This window comes from Streptobacillus canis (genome assembly GCF_009733925.1).
In the GTDB taxonomy this organism is placed as follows: domain Bacteria; phylum Fusobacteriota; class Fusobacteriia; order Fusobacteriales; family Leptotrichiaceae; genus Streptobacillus; species Streptobacillus canis.
Map to the genome: position 1 here is coordinate 1 of NZ_WOEI01000033.1, position 14,561 is coordinate 14,561.

A 14,561-nucleotide genomic window follows, 5' to 3' on the forward strand; every position below is an offset into this window, starting at 1 on the left:
CACATTGAAACATTTATGAATAATTATCCAAGAAAAATTTTCAATGCTTTAACATCTAATCAAGTTTATGAGTGTCTATTAAATCTAGCTTAATTAAACTTTTGGACACTTACTATTTTAATTTAGGGATTTATCTGAACTTTATTATTTGAATCTTTTTATAGTCACTTTTAAACAAAGTCTACAAACTCTATTTTACGATTTCTAATTTAACTTTAGTAATCCCTTTATTTAGATCCTCAATTTGTTTAAATGCTGCTTTACTCAAATCAATTACTCTACCTTTAATATATGGTCCTCTATCATTAATTCTTACAACAATTGATTTACCATTTCTTAAGTTTGTAACTTTTACTTTTGTACCAAAAGGTAACTTTTTATGTGCAGCTGATATCTTCCAAGTATCAAAAATTTCTCCACTTGCAGTCTTTCTACCATTCCATCTTTCTCCATAATATGAAGCTATTCCAGTTTGATATACTTTTTCTTCAACTACTTCTTCTACAGTATTTTCTTTTTCTTCTTCCTTAACTTCTTCTACTGGCTGACTTTGTTCTTTTAGTTCAATGTTTAAATTAAAGTTCTCATCTTTTTTTTCTTCATTTTCTCCTTTTATTTCAGATATTAATTCCTTAATATCAGCTTCTTTAATTTCAACATTCTCTACATGACTACTACTATTATTTTCATTAGCATTAACTGATGAAAATGTTAACCCTAATAAAAGTATAGTTAGTAATTTTCTCATAGTACCTCCGTTTCTGAATTAACTTAGTATAACACAATATTTTTATATTTGTCAATTTTTTGAAATAAATACATCTTCAAATTGACAAAATATCTGATCTTCTCTACGTCTAACATAGCAAACTTTTAAAGTATCTACATCTTTAAATGAGAAAAAAATTCTAACTATATCATTAACCACTTCATCAATCTCAAAGTCTTTAATTCCAAGCTCATCGGTATGTAATAATTCATTTTCATCTAACTCCATATATTCATTTGGCAAATATAAGTGTATATTATATAATTCATTTTTCTTAAATTGAAATATTTTTTCTACATATAATTCTACAAATTTCGTTGTATTATCTTTATCAATAAATGTTGTTTTATTTTCATATAGTGAAATAATCTTATGAATTTCCCCTAAATAATTTAAATATGATATTGAAATATCAAATTTAAGTGGTGTAAACTTATAATTTAATACTAAATTCCCTTTTTCTTTCTTTTTGTTAAAATCGTTAATTATTTTGAATATTTCAGAATTATTTATTTGACTTTTATATTCTAAAAGTTTTCCAGGTATAAATTCCTTTAAAACATCAATAAAACTTTTCGTATACACTAGCCTACCTTGTAATTTTATATTTTCAAATTTTTTTAATATATCAATGATTTTAAATTGATCAAAAAATTCAAAAATAGATTTAAATGATAAATAAGTTAAAATATCATCTAGGTCACTTCTTTCTTCAAAAGTAATATCAGAAAAATAATTATTTATCAGTTCTTTACTTTTTTCCCTAATAATCTGCGAAGGTTCAACATTATTTTTAATTTCTAAATCTTTATTTAATTTTAAATAATTAAAAATATTTCCTTTATAATTAATCATACTTTTATTTTCACTTACATATTTCATAACATGATTTAGAAAAGAAAGCTCAGTCAAATATTTATTTTCATGAATAATTTGTAATAACATATTTAATCTATAACTTACTTTATTATTTACTACTCCATGTCTTACATATATAATTCTAAAAATATCTAGGTCCGATAATATATATGTGTATTCTCTATCATTATTATTGAAATATTTAATATTATGTAAACATTCAAAACTTAATCCATCATTTTGATTATATCCTTCATTTTTTAAAATAATAATACTTTGAAATTTAGTTTTTAAAGTGTATTCAATCTTTCTAAGATAATACTCTAAAAATTTCTCAAATAAGAAATTTTTACTTACTATTTTGCTATTTTGCCTTTCATCTTTAATTACTATATCTTCATTTTTCGTTAGAAAATATTCTACATTCATAAAATAGCTTCTATTTGTTATAAATCCATTCTCTTTCAACCTTTTTTTTGCATCATCTCCAAAATTTAAACTAATGTTATTTTCTAAATTAATTACATCTATACAAAAGTCTTCTTTTAAATATTCTGTTTCAAAATAATCAATTCCAATTTTTATATATAAATTATTTTCTTGTGGACAATTAAATATTATTTCATATTTAATTATAGGTACTATGTATGAAAATACACTATTTTTTATCATATCACTTTTATATTTATTATAATAAACCGAATATAGATCTACACTCTGTTCAAAAAAAGCAAAATAAAGTTTTTCTGTATTATGTTCATTTATAATTCTATTCAATTCAGGATGCAAAGTTAATTCACACTTCACATATTCTCCATCTTCTTCTAAAATCTCACTTTGTAATATCCCATAAATATATCTGTATTCATTAACTAAAAATACAATATTCAAATCAATTTTTCTATTTTTATTCACATAAATAATAATCTTACTTACTATCTCTTTATATATTTTAAAATCTTCATCAATAATAATATCGTATCTTTCTAATTCAAGTACCCTTAAATTGTTTTCAAAAAATTCTTGTAATAAATAATAACCTTCATCTAAATACTCTTCAATTTGGGGAATATATTTAAATTCTGTATACTCTAAAATTCTATTAATAATTTTATTTCTAGATGTTTCAAAAAAATATTTATTTTGTATTTTTTCTTTTTGTGCAATTTGATTTAATTCATAATTATTTTTTAGCAATAATTCATTTTTACTATAATTTTTCAATAATATCACTTATCTTTTCTATCATATTTTTTATATTTCTATGTCTCTTTAATCTATTAAGTGAAAGCCCTTTTTTCAAAAAAAACTCTATTTTTTTATTATTATGTGTAATGTAATTATATTTAGTATCACAAATATCTGGATTTTTTTTATTAAATATTATGAAATAGAATATTGCTGTCAAAGAATATGTATCATTTTCATAATAATTTTTTTCAATATTAGAATATCTTTCAATACTTGAGAATCCCCTTGTATATGAATAATATTTCTTATCATAATATTTTTCTATAAAACGTGCTTCACTAAAATCAATTAAATATACTTCATTTCCATTAATAATAATATTGCAAGTATTAATATCATTATGTATTAAGCCTAATTCATGTATTTCAAAAACAGCTTCTAATATCTTTAAGTATAATTCCAATTTTTCTTTCAACGATAATTTCTCTATGTTATAATCATATAATGTTTCACCATTAATTTTTTCATAAAATATTTCTTTATTATCTTTTTGAATTTTTACTCTTAAGATTTTAGGTATACATTTAATTTTATTCATTAGTAAATAAATCATTGTATTTATCTCATTTTTAAACATAAGATCAAAACCAGGTAATGAAATATCAAATGTTTTTTTGTAATATTCTATTTCCATAATTCCCACCACTTTTTGCCCATTTTTCTTTTTATATATTCTATTTTTTTATTTACTTCATTTTGTGTAGTTTTGGAATAATTTACCTTAGGCATGCTATCCAGTGCTCTTTTATATTCAATATACGCTTTTTCAAAATCATTGTTTTTTAAATAATCATCCCCTTTTTCAATTGACAATTTAATACTTTTTCTTATTTCAAATTCTAATTTTTCTTTATTAACTGGTTTTATTTTTTTATTTTCATCATCATCCTTTTTTTTCTGTTTATAAATTAACCTAATTCTTCCCTCTATTTCTTTTATTTTATTTTGATTATTTAAAAGATTAGCAAAATATAATGATTTTTCAAGATATGATACCGATGTAATATACTCTTTATTATCATAATATTTTTTATGTTTTTCAAATAATTCATTCATTTCTGATTTTAAATATTCTATTTTCTCATCTATTTCAATTTTCCTTTTTTCTAAAGATTCTCTTTCTAAATTTAGTGAAAGTTTTGAATAACCTTCAATTAATTCTTCTAATTCAACTTTTGCATTTAATATATCATTCTTTATTAATTCATCTAATTTTGAATTTCTTTCATCTAATACTTTTTTTATTTCATTTATTCTATTTTGATTTTTACTCTTTATCTCATTTAAATCTAAAATATTAATATCAAAATATGATTTTTCATATTCTCCAATTAATTTATCAACTATCTTTATATTTTTAATTAAATCATCATCTGTTAAAAATAATTCATCATTTTGAATTATTACTAATCTATCTATTTCTCTTATATCTTTTTCGATATACTCTAATAATTCATTATCAACTTCTTCTATTTTGCTTTTAATCTTAATATATTCATTCTTAGCATTTAAAAACTCTCTATTTTTTATCAATATTTTGCTTAATTCTTTTATTTCAAAAACTTTTTTTAAAATTTCATTATTTTTTTTAGCTATGTTTATTTTATTTATATATTGCTCTTTTTTTGTTATATTATTTCTAGTTAAGAATAAATATTTCTTATCTAGTCTTTTAAGTAAAATTTCTATATTTATAAATATCTTATTATTATTTTCATAATTAAAGTCTTTGTTTATATTTATCATTTTTATTTCATTTTCAATATTTTCATATATTTTATTTACAAACATACTAATCAAAATAAAATAAGATATAATGAATAAAATTGAAAATATAAATAGATATTGAAGGAATATATTATTCGTTTTAAACTTTGTTTTTGTATTTATTTTATTTATAAGAACTTTAGTTAAAATAATATCGTTAATTAATACATTTATTTCGTCATTTTCTTTTAAAGGAAATATTTCTGTTGATGCAAAAACATCTTCATTAGTTATTATTTCATTTTTAAAAAATATTTCATCAGATCTAATAATTTTTAAGTTATAATCTTTCATGTAAACATAAATAAGATTAGAATAATCCGTTAATAAAACAGACAAATATATTGATGTATTTTCTTTATCTTTTTCAATTTTTAAATCATCAAAATCTCTAAGTGTTTCTTTAATCAATTTTTTTATATATTTAGCACTATAATTTGGATTCTCACTAAATTTAAAAACTAAATCCTCAATTAGTGTTACTAAATATATTTTTTCAAATTCCCCTTCAATAAAAAGAGATACCCAAATTGTAAATTCATCTGTTTCAAAAAATACAAAATGGGTATCATCTTTATTTATATCATAGGGAAAAATACTTAATTTATTATTTTCCATCAAAAATTCCAGTCAAAATTCAATCCACATAATTCTATGAAAATGAATCTACTTTCCCCCATTTCTATAATATCTAAATTAATAAGTTGTTTGCTTTCATATAAAGCTTTACCTTGTAAATATACTAATCCACTACTTTCACCAGGTGAAAGTACAAATACTCTCTGTTTTGGATTATATGTTATAGAACAATGATTTCTTCTTGCTATTGTATGGTCATTTTCTAAACATACATGCATTTCTGTTGATCTTCCGATAAAATTTCTCTCATTAATTAATCTGAAATCTTTTCCTTTATCTACTCCAGAAATACATACTAGCCATCCAACAACAGGAGAAATGTTGCTTTCTTTAATCCAAAAAACTGATGTTTTTATATCCCCTTCTAATATTATTGGTTTTTTCTCTTCCTCTTTTGATAAATCTATTTTATCTCCATCGCAATACGGACAATTTGTATATTTAGTTGTATTAAACATGTGCCCATTACTACATTTCAATAATTTCATTTAATCACACCTTAATTTACTAATATCTTAATTACACCAATATATATGATATCCCCAACTTCTATCAAATATGATTTTGTTGGAATAAGTTTTTCTTTTATTCTATTTTTTCTTTCAATTCCACTACCATTTTTTGATTCTAAATCTTCATAGTACCAATTATCATTTACTTTATTTAATACTCCATGTAATCTACTAACTAAATGAGAATATTCATTATTTGAAAGATCAATATCGATTTCTAAATTACTTTCACTTTTTTTACCTATTACAACAGCTGATTTATTTGAAATATCCCATGAAAATATATCATAATCAAAGTCATCCTTTAAAGTAAGAAGTTTTATGTGGTTTTTATGTGACTTGAGATTTTGTTCATTTAATTCATGTATATATTCATCTTTTTTTTCCTGTAAAATTTTATTGATATATCTAATATTTCTTTTTCTTTCGTGAGGATAATAAAACAGAAAAAAATACATAATATATATATTAAATATTGAATATGCAATAAGTAATGCTTTATATGAAAAATTAATATAAAGATATACTAAAGAAGTAATTATTAGAAATATTAAAATTATCATATATTTAGTGTATGAATTTATTTTTTGGAATTTTACTTTACCATTAATATTAAAGTTTGAATGTTTTAAATATTTAAATAGTATATACTTATACTTAGCAAACATCTTGTTCATTTTATTCAACTTCTACTTTTTTATTAAAGTCAAATTCCTCTTTGTTTTTTTCTAAAATGCTATGGATTTCATATAGCTTAATTAAAATCTCTGTATTAGTTATTTTTTCTTTATAGAAATTTAATTTTTCAAAGATATATTTTTTCAAAACATTTAAATTTATAGTTTCTATATTACATAAAGAAGAGATCCATAAATCCATACTATCTTTTAAATTCAACATCATCATTTTTTCAGACCAAATTTTTAATAATTTGGGATTAATTCCAGTTTTAGAGTATTTTACTTCATTTATATTTATTGAATTATACTCCATTGAAAATTTTTTTAATTCATAATCATAGTTTTTCAATGTTGCACCATCTCTTAAATTAAATCTTGCTACTTCAAAGCCTTCAATTTCTGCATGTCTATTGATTTTTAAATATATTTTTTTATTTTTCGTGTATTCCTCTTCATAATCCTCTGTCATAATATACACAAAGAATTCTCCCTCTCCACTTGGAATTTCAATTGAAATCTTTTTATCTAAAAGAATTACTTCATTATTATTTTTATATATTCCTTTATCCACGTAAACATTTTGTCCATCTGTTGTAGCATGTAGTCCTAAAATTATACCTTCTTCTTCATCCATATATTTTAAAAAAGTAGCACTATTAATATTTTGATTTATTGTAAATAAATCTGTACTTCTTAGTACTGTTTTACTTAAGAATTTAGGTACAATATATTCATTTTCTATCATTTAACCCCCTATTTTTGATATCCACCTTCAACTACTATTTCTTTTATTTTTTCTTTTTTTTGTTTTATTTTCAAATAAAAATTTCCATTTCCATTTTTCTCATCAAAACTCTCAATATAATCAACTAGGAATGCATTTGTTAAATTAAATTTTCTTACTACATTGCCAGCTAATATTACTTCAAGAGTAATATTTTTATATGCTTCTAAATCTTCAGCACTAACTAAAGACCATAATAATAATTTTCTTGTAACATCATCAGTATCATTTTGTCCAATATTTGGAATTATTTTACCTTCAATTTCTAATCCAATACTTAAATCTGTTGATCTTGCATTTGAACTATCTTGTGTATCAGATAAAAATTTTACACTGATTATGTTTTCTTGTTCAACTACAAATTCTTCATTTGCACCTTTTAAATTTAATCTAAATCCCATTAACTCTTCCCCTTTTAATTAGTTTTATTAATTTCAATTTTTAGATTCTTTATTTCACCTAGGAATACTAAATTTAATTGACATGTATTGGTTTGTTCATCTATTATATGAGAAATGTCATCACCCTGTCTTAAAATAGCATTAACACTAGTTGATTCTTTTAACCATAAGCTTTTTTGACTAGTTGGACTATTACTAAAAAAATAATTTAATTTATCGGATTTAAAATCATTACTAGTATATCTAAGCAATCTTTCTATATAGGTTGTTGTTAGTGTTTTGTATATACTTTCATAATTATTATTGCTTGTTTTAAATAGACTTCTTGCTTTGTATACTGTAATATTTTTTATCTTTTCATTCTTTAATTGTGCCTGTTCAGAGGCAAAAATAAATCCATAATTATTATTATTAATTTCTTCTTTTATTCCAACTGTAAATCCACTTATTTCACGCGCCATTACTGTTCTTACAATTAATGAATTATCTTCAGCTTCTATATTAAATCTTACACCTGGATTATTTGATACATTTTTAAATCTTTCTTTTAAATATGCAGGACACTGGTAGGCTGAGACGAGTCCTGCTGCAATATATGCTCCATCAACATATATTCCATCTAAAAAAAATTCTAAATTATCATCTTCATTAAAAAATACTCCACTTTCGTTTATATATGCTTTTTTATCTAATTTAATTCCAGATTTATCTTTAGGAATTAAAGTAAGATTAGGTAAAACTGGTATTATATATTCAGAAAAATATGTGTTTTCAAGTGGTTTTGTTTTTTCAATGTATTTACTTATTCCATGTACAGCTAAATTTTCAAACGTATTTTCATTATTACGTTCAAAACTTATAAAAGTCTGAATTTTATGAGCAGATAGTATCTCCATAATATTTGTTAGATCTTCAATTGTATTTTGATTTTTATTTTTAGCTTTATTATTACCAGTAAATATATTTTTATTTGTTTTTTTCAACTCTTCTTTAAGTGAAATATTTGGAAAAATTGAAAACCATATAGTATTCTCAAATTCATTTTTATCATTGACAGTTCTTAAAAATTTTTCTAATTTCTCTCTATTCTTAGTTTGGGTCAATAAATCATTATCAATATTTGTAATTAGTAATTTAGGTAGCATATTTTTTGTATTTACTGAATATTGATCAAAGAATAATTTTACGCCCATTACTTTTTCAATAAGTTCTTTAGCAATCTTTATAAAATCTTCTTGAGAATTCTTGTATAACTCTAAATATTGATTATAGTTATTTACTTCTTTATCGAAATCTATATTAAGATTATTTGTTGTAATTGGAACATAAGTTCTTTTAATTAAATTAGCAACATAATTATTGGGTTTCTCGGTTGATTCATTATAATCATTTTCGAATATTTCAATCAATTTTTGGCTGTTGTCCGATAATAATTTAGGTGTATCTAATTCTAATTTATTTTCGATAAATTCTATTTCTCCCCCTTCAGAAAACTCTAAATAACCAAGTTTTATATTATCAATATTTACATTTTCCTTATTTTCACCTATTTCAAGTCTTGTTTTTATATCTTCTATAGCTAATGGCAACATAGCTAACACATTGTTATAATTTTTAGATGCCTCTTGAAATTTATAATTTAATATATCACCTAAATCCAGTTTTTTAGGATTAAGATCACTTAATGCTTCGTATTTCCCAAATAAGTAGTTAATCTCTTTTCTTTGTTGTTTTATATTTTCTATTATTTTCCTAGGAGAAATTAATTCCAAAATATCTTCAAATTGAAATTCAACGTTCTTTTTATCCAGGTTTTTCCTATTTTCAATAAGTGTTGATAACATTCTAATAAAACTATTATCATTATTAATATATATTGTAGTATACATTGAATCAGGTATATTTTCATTTTTACTTAATGTATATCCTATCCGTTTATTTTCTACATCCATATATGAATAAATTTTAGGTTCGAATTTTTCTAAAAATTCATTAAAATTTGATACTAATAAATATTTGTTAATCTCTTCAATTTTCTCATCATCTAAACTACTGACATTATCAACATCCCCTATCAATGTTAATATATCATAGGCTTCATCATTAAATTTTTCAAATAATAGCACTCTATTTGTTTGCTTAATTACCTCCAATAACTTTCCCCCTTATTTCTCAATTAACCCTTTACTTCTCAATTAACCCTTTACTTCTCAATTAACCTCCTTTCCCTTAGTGATAATTTATTATATAATTTTTTAAATTTAATGTCAAGTGTTTTTTAATTTAAAATTAATTATTTTTTTCGTTATAAAAAAAATAGCATCAATGATGCTATTCTTTTACTATTTCAATATACTTAATATTCATATTGTGTTTTGATAAAAATAAATGCTCAAATTCTGTCTTAATATTATCAACTGCTTTCTCCGAATTATGTAAATCATCTGTGTGATATACAACTTCATAGCCTTTTCTATTTTTTATTAATTCCAAAATATCTAGATAATAATTTAAGTGGTCTGTTTTAAAATAAATTTTAGAACCTGATTTTAAAACAACATCTAAATCATCAAGTAATTTTTCACCAAATATTCTTTTATGTTCTTCGTTTTCCCATGGATCTGGAAAATTAATATATAATCCTGACAATTCATTTTCTCCAATAAACTCTTTAAGTGAATCTACTCTTTTTTTCAGGAATATTAAGTTATTTAATTGATTTTTTTCTGCTTTTCTTGCTGCCTGTACTAATCTTTTTAACCTTAATTCAACCCCCATAAAATTTATATTTGGATTTTGTAATGCTTTATTATTTGTAAAATTAGCACTCCCACTACCAATTTCAAGATGTAATTCATTATTATTTTTAAAGTATAAATTATTCCATTTACCTTTTGCGTTTAATATTTCTTCATTATCAAATATTAAATGTTGAGGATAATTTGGCATTTCATACATATAAATATTATAATGTTTTTTGGGTTTTTCGAAAAAATATTCCCAAAGTTCTTTATCTCTATATTTCATATTATATTATTTTACATATTCCTTTACAAGATTTTCTATATTGTATTCTTTTATAACTCTTTCTACAATTTCTTGTTTAACTTCTGCAACTTTAGTATTTAATAATGAGTCTCCTACATACTTAAATAATTGGTCTTGTGAATAATTTTTAACAGCTTCAAAATTTTCCTTTGAAAATCTTTGCATTTCATCTAAAACAGTTTGATTTGAAACAACTGCTTTTTCTTCAATTAATTTATTTAGATAGTAGTTTAATCTTGCATCTTTTTTTATTAATTCAATTTCTTCTGCATTTTCAGTAAAGAAATTATCTTTTTTAGCATTTTCTTTTAAAACATTAATTAATAAAATTGATTTTATTAAATTTTCATTACCTTTTGTAAATAAAATATCTTCTTTAGATAATGTTACATTTTCATCCATTTCGTTCATTAATTTTTTTACTAAATCTTCAAATAATCCATAATTTAATTGTTCAACTAAATTATTTTTAATCATTTCTCTAGCTTCATTAAATGGTATTTTATTTTGTTCAAAGTATTCTTTATTATTGTTATATACTTCAATAATTGAATTTTCATTTACCATAACTCTTGGTTCTACTTTTTTTCTCATATATAATTCTAAAATTAAATTTTCTTCACTAAACCAAATATTTTTATTATCAATTTCAGTAAATTCATAGTTTAAGCTTTCATTATATATTGCTTTTGATACTAAGTTCATTTTTATAGCTTCTTCATTTTTTTCAAATACTTCTATTTCTTTTTCTGTTAATTTTAATTCCATATTATCACCCTTTCAAAAAAATGGTGACTAGGAAGGGACTCGAACCCTTATGATTTCTCGGCAGATTTTGAGTCTGCTGCGTCTACCGATTTCGCCACCCAGCCATCTATATTAAGTTTATCATAAATAGTGTAAAAAAACAAGATAGAACACACGTCCTATTTTATTTTAATACCCTTGATAAAAATGCTTTTGTTCTCTCATTTTTAGGATTTGTAAAAATTTTATCTGGATGTCCTTCTTCTAAAATTATACCACTATCCATAAATACAATTTTATCTGAAACTTCTCTTGCAAAATCCATCTCATGTGTAACAATTATCATTGTTAATCCTTCATCCGCTAATTCCTTCATAACTTTTAATACCTCTCCAACCATTTCAGGATCTAATGCAGATGTTGGTTCATCAAATAAAAGTGCTTCTGGATCCATTGACAATGCTCTAGCTATTGCAACTCTTTGTTTTTGTCCTCCAGAAAGTTGATTCGGTCTAGCATTAATAAATTTGTCCATACCTACTTTTTCTAAATATTTTATAGCATTTTCTCTTGCTTCTTCTTTTGTTCTTCCAAGCACATTTGTTTGAGCTAACATACAATTTTCCAATACATTTAAGTTATTAAATAAATTAAATTGTTGAAAAACCATACCAACTTTTGCCCTATATTCATTTAATTTCATATTTTTATCTTGTATATCTACCCCATGATATAATACTTTACCTTCATCATAATTTTCAAGTAAATTTAAACATCTTAATAAAGTTGATTTTCCAGATCCTGATGATCCAATAATTGAAACAACTTCACTTTGGTTTACCTCAAAATTTATGCCTTTTAATATTTCTCTTTTCCCATAACTTTTCTTTAAATTTTCTACATTTATTATACTCATATTTATCCCTCTATCTCATATTCTTTATTTCCATCCATTTTTGCCTCTAAATATCTAAATAATTTAGATAACGAATATGTTAATACAAAATATATAGCACATGTAATTACGAAAACTTCATAATATCTAACATGTGATCCAACTATTGATTTTGATGTAGTGAATAATTCAGTAACTCCTATAGAGAATAATACTGATGTATCCTTAATATTAATAATAAATTCATTTGCAACTGATGGCATTACATTTCTTATTGCTTGTGGTAATATTAGCTTTCTCATAATATTAAAATGATTCATTCCCAATGCTTCTGCAGCTTCATACTGTCCTTTATCTATTGAATCTATCCCACCTCTTACTATTTCAGTAATATAAGCACCAGTATTATATGAAACAATTATTAAAGCAGAAGTTAAAGCAGGTATGTTAATACCTGTAACTTGTGAGAATCCATAATAAAAAATTATTGCTTGTACTATCATTGGAGTTCCTCTAATGAAAGTAACATATATTTCAACTAGATATTTAAATATCGTATATATAAACATTGAAAATTTTGATTTTTTATTTACATTTCTTTCATCTCTTAATAAAGATAGTATTAATCCTATTATAAATCCAAAGAAAGTACCAACTAATGATAAATTGATTGTTGTTAAAGTTCCATATAAGAAATCTTTCCAATAATTAACTATAAAATATTTTATCCAACCAAAGAATGTTGTTGGAACTTTTTCTGAATCTTGATTAGGTTGAGTTTCTATTGCTCTTTGCATAATTTCTTCTCTTTTTTCTTTTGAAATATCATCTAAAGCACTATTAATTTTATCTTTTAATTCTGTATTACCTTTTTTTAAGGCTATTGCAATATTTACATCATCTCTATCATATTTAAAACCATTTGATTTATCAAATTCTACAAAAGATATGTTAGGATTTGATAACTTAGCTGAAAGTGCTCCTGGCTTCTCAGAAACATATCCATCTATTTTCCCTGATTCTAAAGCAACCAACATATTAGAAAAATTTTCACTAGCACTTTCCTTTTTTAATCCATTTATTTGGTCTAACACAGTATAATGAAAAGTATTCAACTGTGCAGTTAATTTAGCATCTTTAAACTCTTGAATATTCTTAGCATTAATATATTTAGAATCATTTCTAACAACTATAACTAAATCAGATTCATAATATAGATTAGTAAATTCAAGATTTTCTCTTCTTTCTTTTGTTGGAGACATTCCAGCAATAACAACATCAATCTTATCAGAATTAAGTGCTGGTCCTAACAATGAATCCCAATCACTTTGAACAATTTCTAATTCCATATTTAATTTTTCAGCTATTAATTTAGCAATTTCAACATCATAACCACCTGCATAACCATTTTTTAGTTTTACAGCGCCATTTCTATTGTCATTTTGAAACCAGTTAAATGGGGCATATCCCGCTTCCATACCTACCCTAAGTTTTTCTATACTAAATGATAAACTTGATAGTATCATAAACATAAATAATAAAAATCTCTTTTTCATACTTTTCCTTTCTAAAATAAAAAAAACTGATAGTTATCTATCAGTAAGTATAAAAATATATAAAAATAATATAAAATATACTTAACCAATAGCACAACATTATATACTATAATGACAGTATTGCAAATCTTATTTACAATCCCACCTACATATTTGTCAAATATGTAAATTCGGCATTTTCCCCTTTCAAATTTAATCATTGACTTGACTGTCTCATAAATTTTACTCTTGAATCATGCGCCTCTATCTCGTTAGTAAATATATCATATCATAAATTTATTAAATTGTAAAGTATAATAAATTGTATTATTATTTTCCTAAATTAAAATAGTAAGTGTCCAAAATATAAGTTGAAAAAAAGTGGATATACAGTACAATCATAAACGACTAAATTCATTGAGAGGAACTGTATACCCATGACTAATAATAACATAAATTTAGAAAATAATAAAAAAGCTAAATATAAACATTTGAATTATGCAGATAGAGTAATAATATCACATCTACTAAAACAAGCTAAAATAAATGATTTAACTAAATATGTTTCTAATCCCACTAAAGGGCATAAAAAATATAGCTGATATCTTAGCTAAATGTACAAAAACAATAAAAAGAGAAATTAAAAGAAGAACTCTAGAACAACTTGATTATCTT

14 protein-coding genes, 1 tRNA gene and 1 riboswitch are annotated in these 14,561 nt (G+C 22.8%); of the genes, 1 reads left to right on the forward strand and 14 read right to left on the reverse strand.

Annotation, left to right across the window (positions count from 1 at the left end; genetic code table 11):
• Positions 1–190: 190 nt before the first annotated feature.
• The 14 genes from GM111_RS07400 to GM111_RS07465 all read right to left on the reverse strand — a co-directional run bounded on the left by GM111_RS07400 (position 191) and on the right by GM111_RS07465 (position 13,907).
• Complete coding sequence (locus GM111_RS07400; RefSeq protein ID WP_156300467.1) at positions 191–748, reverse strand: septal ring lytic transglycosylase RlpA family protein; 558 nt, start codon at positions 746–748, stop codon at positions 191–193.
• A gap of 51 nt (positions 749–799) precedes the next feature.
• Positions 800–2,860: a hypothetical protein gene (locus tag GM111_RS07405; RefSeq protein WP_197034531.1), complete on the reverse strand. Its 2,061-nt coding sequence runs from the start codon at positions 2,858–2,860 to the stop codon at positions 800–802.
• Positions 2,838–3,512 (reverse strand): protein kinase domain-containing protein, encoded by a 675-nt coding sequence (locus GM111_RS07410; protein WP_156300469.1) that lies wholly within the window; start codon positions 3,510–3,512, stop codon positions 2,838–2,840. Before GM111_RS07410 ends, GM111_RS07405 begins: the two co-directional genes overlap by 23 nt.
• Positions 3,503–5,263 (reverse strand): ligand-binding sensor domain-containing protein, encoded by a 1,761-nt coding sequence (locus tag GM111_RS07415; protein WP_156300470.1) that lies wholly within the window; start codon positions 5,261–5,263, stop codon positions 3,503–3,505. The genes GM111_RS07410 and GM111_RS07415 overlap by 10 nt, the downstream gene beginning before the upstream one ends.
• Positions 5,263–5,772: an FHA domain-containing protein gene (locus GM111_RS07420; protein WP_156300471.1), complete on the reverse strand. Its 510-nt coding sequence runs from the start codon at positions 5,770–5,772 to the stop codon at positions 5,263–5,265. Before GM111_RS07420 ends, GM111_RS07415 begins: the two co-directional genes overlap by 1 nt.
• Before the next feature lie 11 nt (positions 5,773–5,783).
• Positions 5,784–6,473, reverse strand: coding sequence for an FHA domain-containing protein (locus GM111_RS07425; protein ID WP_156300472.1), 690 nt, complete (start codon positions 6,471–6,473; stop codon positions 5,784–5,786).
• A gap of 1 nt (position 6,474) precedes the next feature.
• A complete protein-coding gene (locus GM111_RS07430; RefSeq protein ID WP_156300473.1) occupies positions 6,475–7,221 on the reverse strand; it encodes a hypothetical protein in 747 nt (248 codons plus the stop codon).
• Positions 7,222–7,229: 8 nt separating this feature from the next.
• Positions 7,230–7,661 carry a hypothetical protein gene (locus tag GM111_RS07435; RefSeq protein WP_156300474.1) on the reverse strand — a complete coding sequence of 144 codons (432 nt, stop codon included), beginning with the start codon at positions 7,659–7,661 and terminating at the stop codon, positions 7,230–7,232.
• Between the two features lie 14 nt (positions 7,662–7,675).
• Positions 7,676–9,814 carry a transcriptional regulator gene (locus GM111_RS07440; RefSeq protein ID WP_156300475.1) on the reverse strand — a complete coding sequence of 713 codons (2,139 nt, stop codon included), beginning with the start codon at positions 9,812–9,814 and terminating at the stop codon, positions 7,676–7,678.
• Between the two features lie 178 nt (positions 9,815–9,992).
• Positions 9,993–10,688 (reverse strand): tRNA (guanosine(46)-N7)-methyltransferase TrmB, encoded by a 696-nt coding sequence (gene trmB / locus GM111_RS07445; protein ID WP_156300476.1) that lies wholly within the window; start codon positions 10,686–10,688, stop codon positions 9,993–9,995.
• Positions 10,689–10,694: 6 nt separating this feature from the next.
• Positions 10,695–11,477 carry a hypothetical protein gene (locus GM111_RS07450; protein ID WP_156300477.1) on the reverse strand — a complete coding sequence of 261 codons (783 nt, stop codon included), beginning with the start codon at positions 11,475–11,477 and terminating at the stop codon, positions 10,695–10,697.
• Between the two features lie 21 nt (positions 11,478–11,498).
• Positions 11,499–11,581 (reverse strand) — tRNA-Leu (locus tag GM111_RS07455).
• Between the two features lie 59 nt (positions 11,582–11,640).
• The gene (locus GM111_RS07460) at positions 11,641–12,366 is read right to left on the reverse strand and encodes an amino acid ABC transporter ATP-binding protein (protein ID WP_197034532.1); all 726 of its coding nucleotides are present in this window, start codon (positions 12,364–12,366) and stop codon (positions 11,641–11,643) included.
• An 8-nt stretch (positions 12,367–12,374) separates the two neighbouring features.
• Positions 12,375–13,907, reverse strand: a complete 1,533-nt coding sequence (locus tag GM111_RS07465; RefSeq protein ID WP_156300479.1) for an ABC transporter substrate-binding protein/permease — start codon at positions 13,905–13,907, stop codon at positions 12,375–12,377.
• A gap of 81 nt (positions 13,908–13,988) precedes the next feature.
• A riboswitch (Lysine riboswitch) is annotated at positions 13,989–14,161 on the reverse strand.
• Positions 14,162–14,323: 162 nt separating this feature from the next.
• Here GM111_RS07465 and GM111_RS07470 point away from each other — a divergent pair.
• Positions 14,324–14,488 (forward strand): hypothetical protein, encoded by a 165-nt coding sequence (locus GM111_RS07470; RefSeq protein WP_156300480.1) that lies wholly within the window; start codon positions 14,324–14,326, stop codon positions 14,486–14,488.
• Positions 14,489–14,561: the final 73 nt, after the last annotated feature.

What these genes read in the sequence shown, in the direction of transcription:
- GM111_RS07400 (WP_156300467.1), bottom strand. Translation starts at nt 748, where the DNA reads ATGAGAAAATTACTAACTATACTTTTATTAGGGTTAACATTTTCATCA.
- GM111_RS07410 (WP_156300469.1), bottom strand. Translation starts at nt 3,512, where the DNA reads ATGGAAATAGAATATTACAAAAAAACATTTGATATTTCATTACCTGGT.
- GM111_RS07415 (WP_156300470.1), bottom strand. Translation starts at nt 5,263, where the DNA reads ATGGAAAATAATAAATTAAGTATTTTTCCCTATGATATAAATAAAGAT.
- GM111_RS07420 (WP_156300471.1), bottom strand. Translation starts at nt 5,772, where the DNA reads ATGAAATTATTGAAATGTAGTAATGGGCACATGTTTAATACAACTAAA.
- GM111_RS07425 (WP_156300472.1), bottom strand. Translation starts at nt 6,473, where the DNA reads ATGAACAAGATGTTTGCTAAGTATAAGTATATACTATTTAAATATTTA.
- GM111_RS07430 (WP_156300473.1), bottom strand. Translation starts at nt 7,221, where the DNA reads ATGATAGAAAATGAATATATTGTACCTAAATTCTTAAGTAAAACAGTA.
- GM111_RS07435 (WP_156300474.1), bottom strand. Translation starts at nt 7,661, where the DNA reads ATGGGATTTAGATTAAATTTAAAAGGTGCAAATGAAGAATTTGTAGTT.
- trmB (WP_156300476.1), bottom strand. Translation starts at nt 10,688, where the DNA reads ATGAAATATAGAGATAAAGAACTTTGGGAATATTTTTTCGAAAAACCC.
- GM111_RS07450 (WP_156300477.1), bottom strand. Translation starts at nt 11,477, where the DNA reads ATGGAATTAAAATTAACAGAAAAAGAAATAGAAGTATTTGAAAAAAAT.
- GM111_RS07465 (WP_156300479.1), bottom strand. Translation starts at nt 13,907, where the DNA reads ATGAAAAAGAGATTTTTATTATTTATGTTTATGATACTATCAAGTTTA.
- GM111_RS07470 (WP_156300480.1), top strand. Translation starts at nt 14,324, where the DNA reads ATGACTAATAATAACATAAATTTAGAAAATAATAAAAAAGCTAAATAT.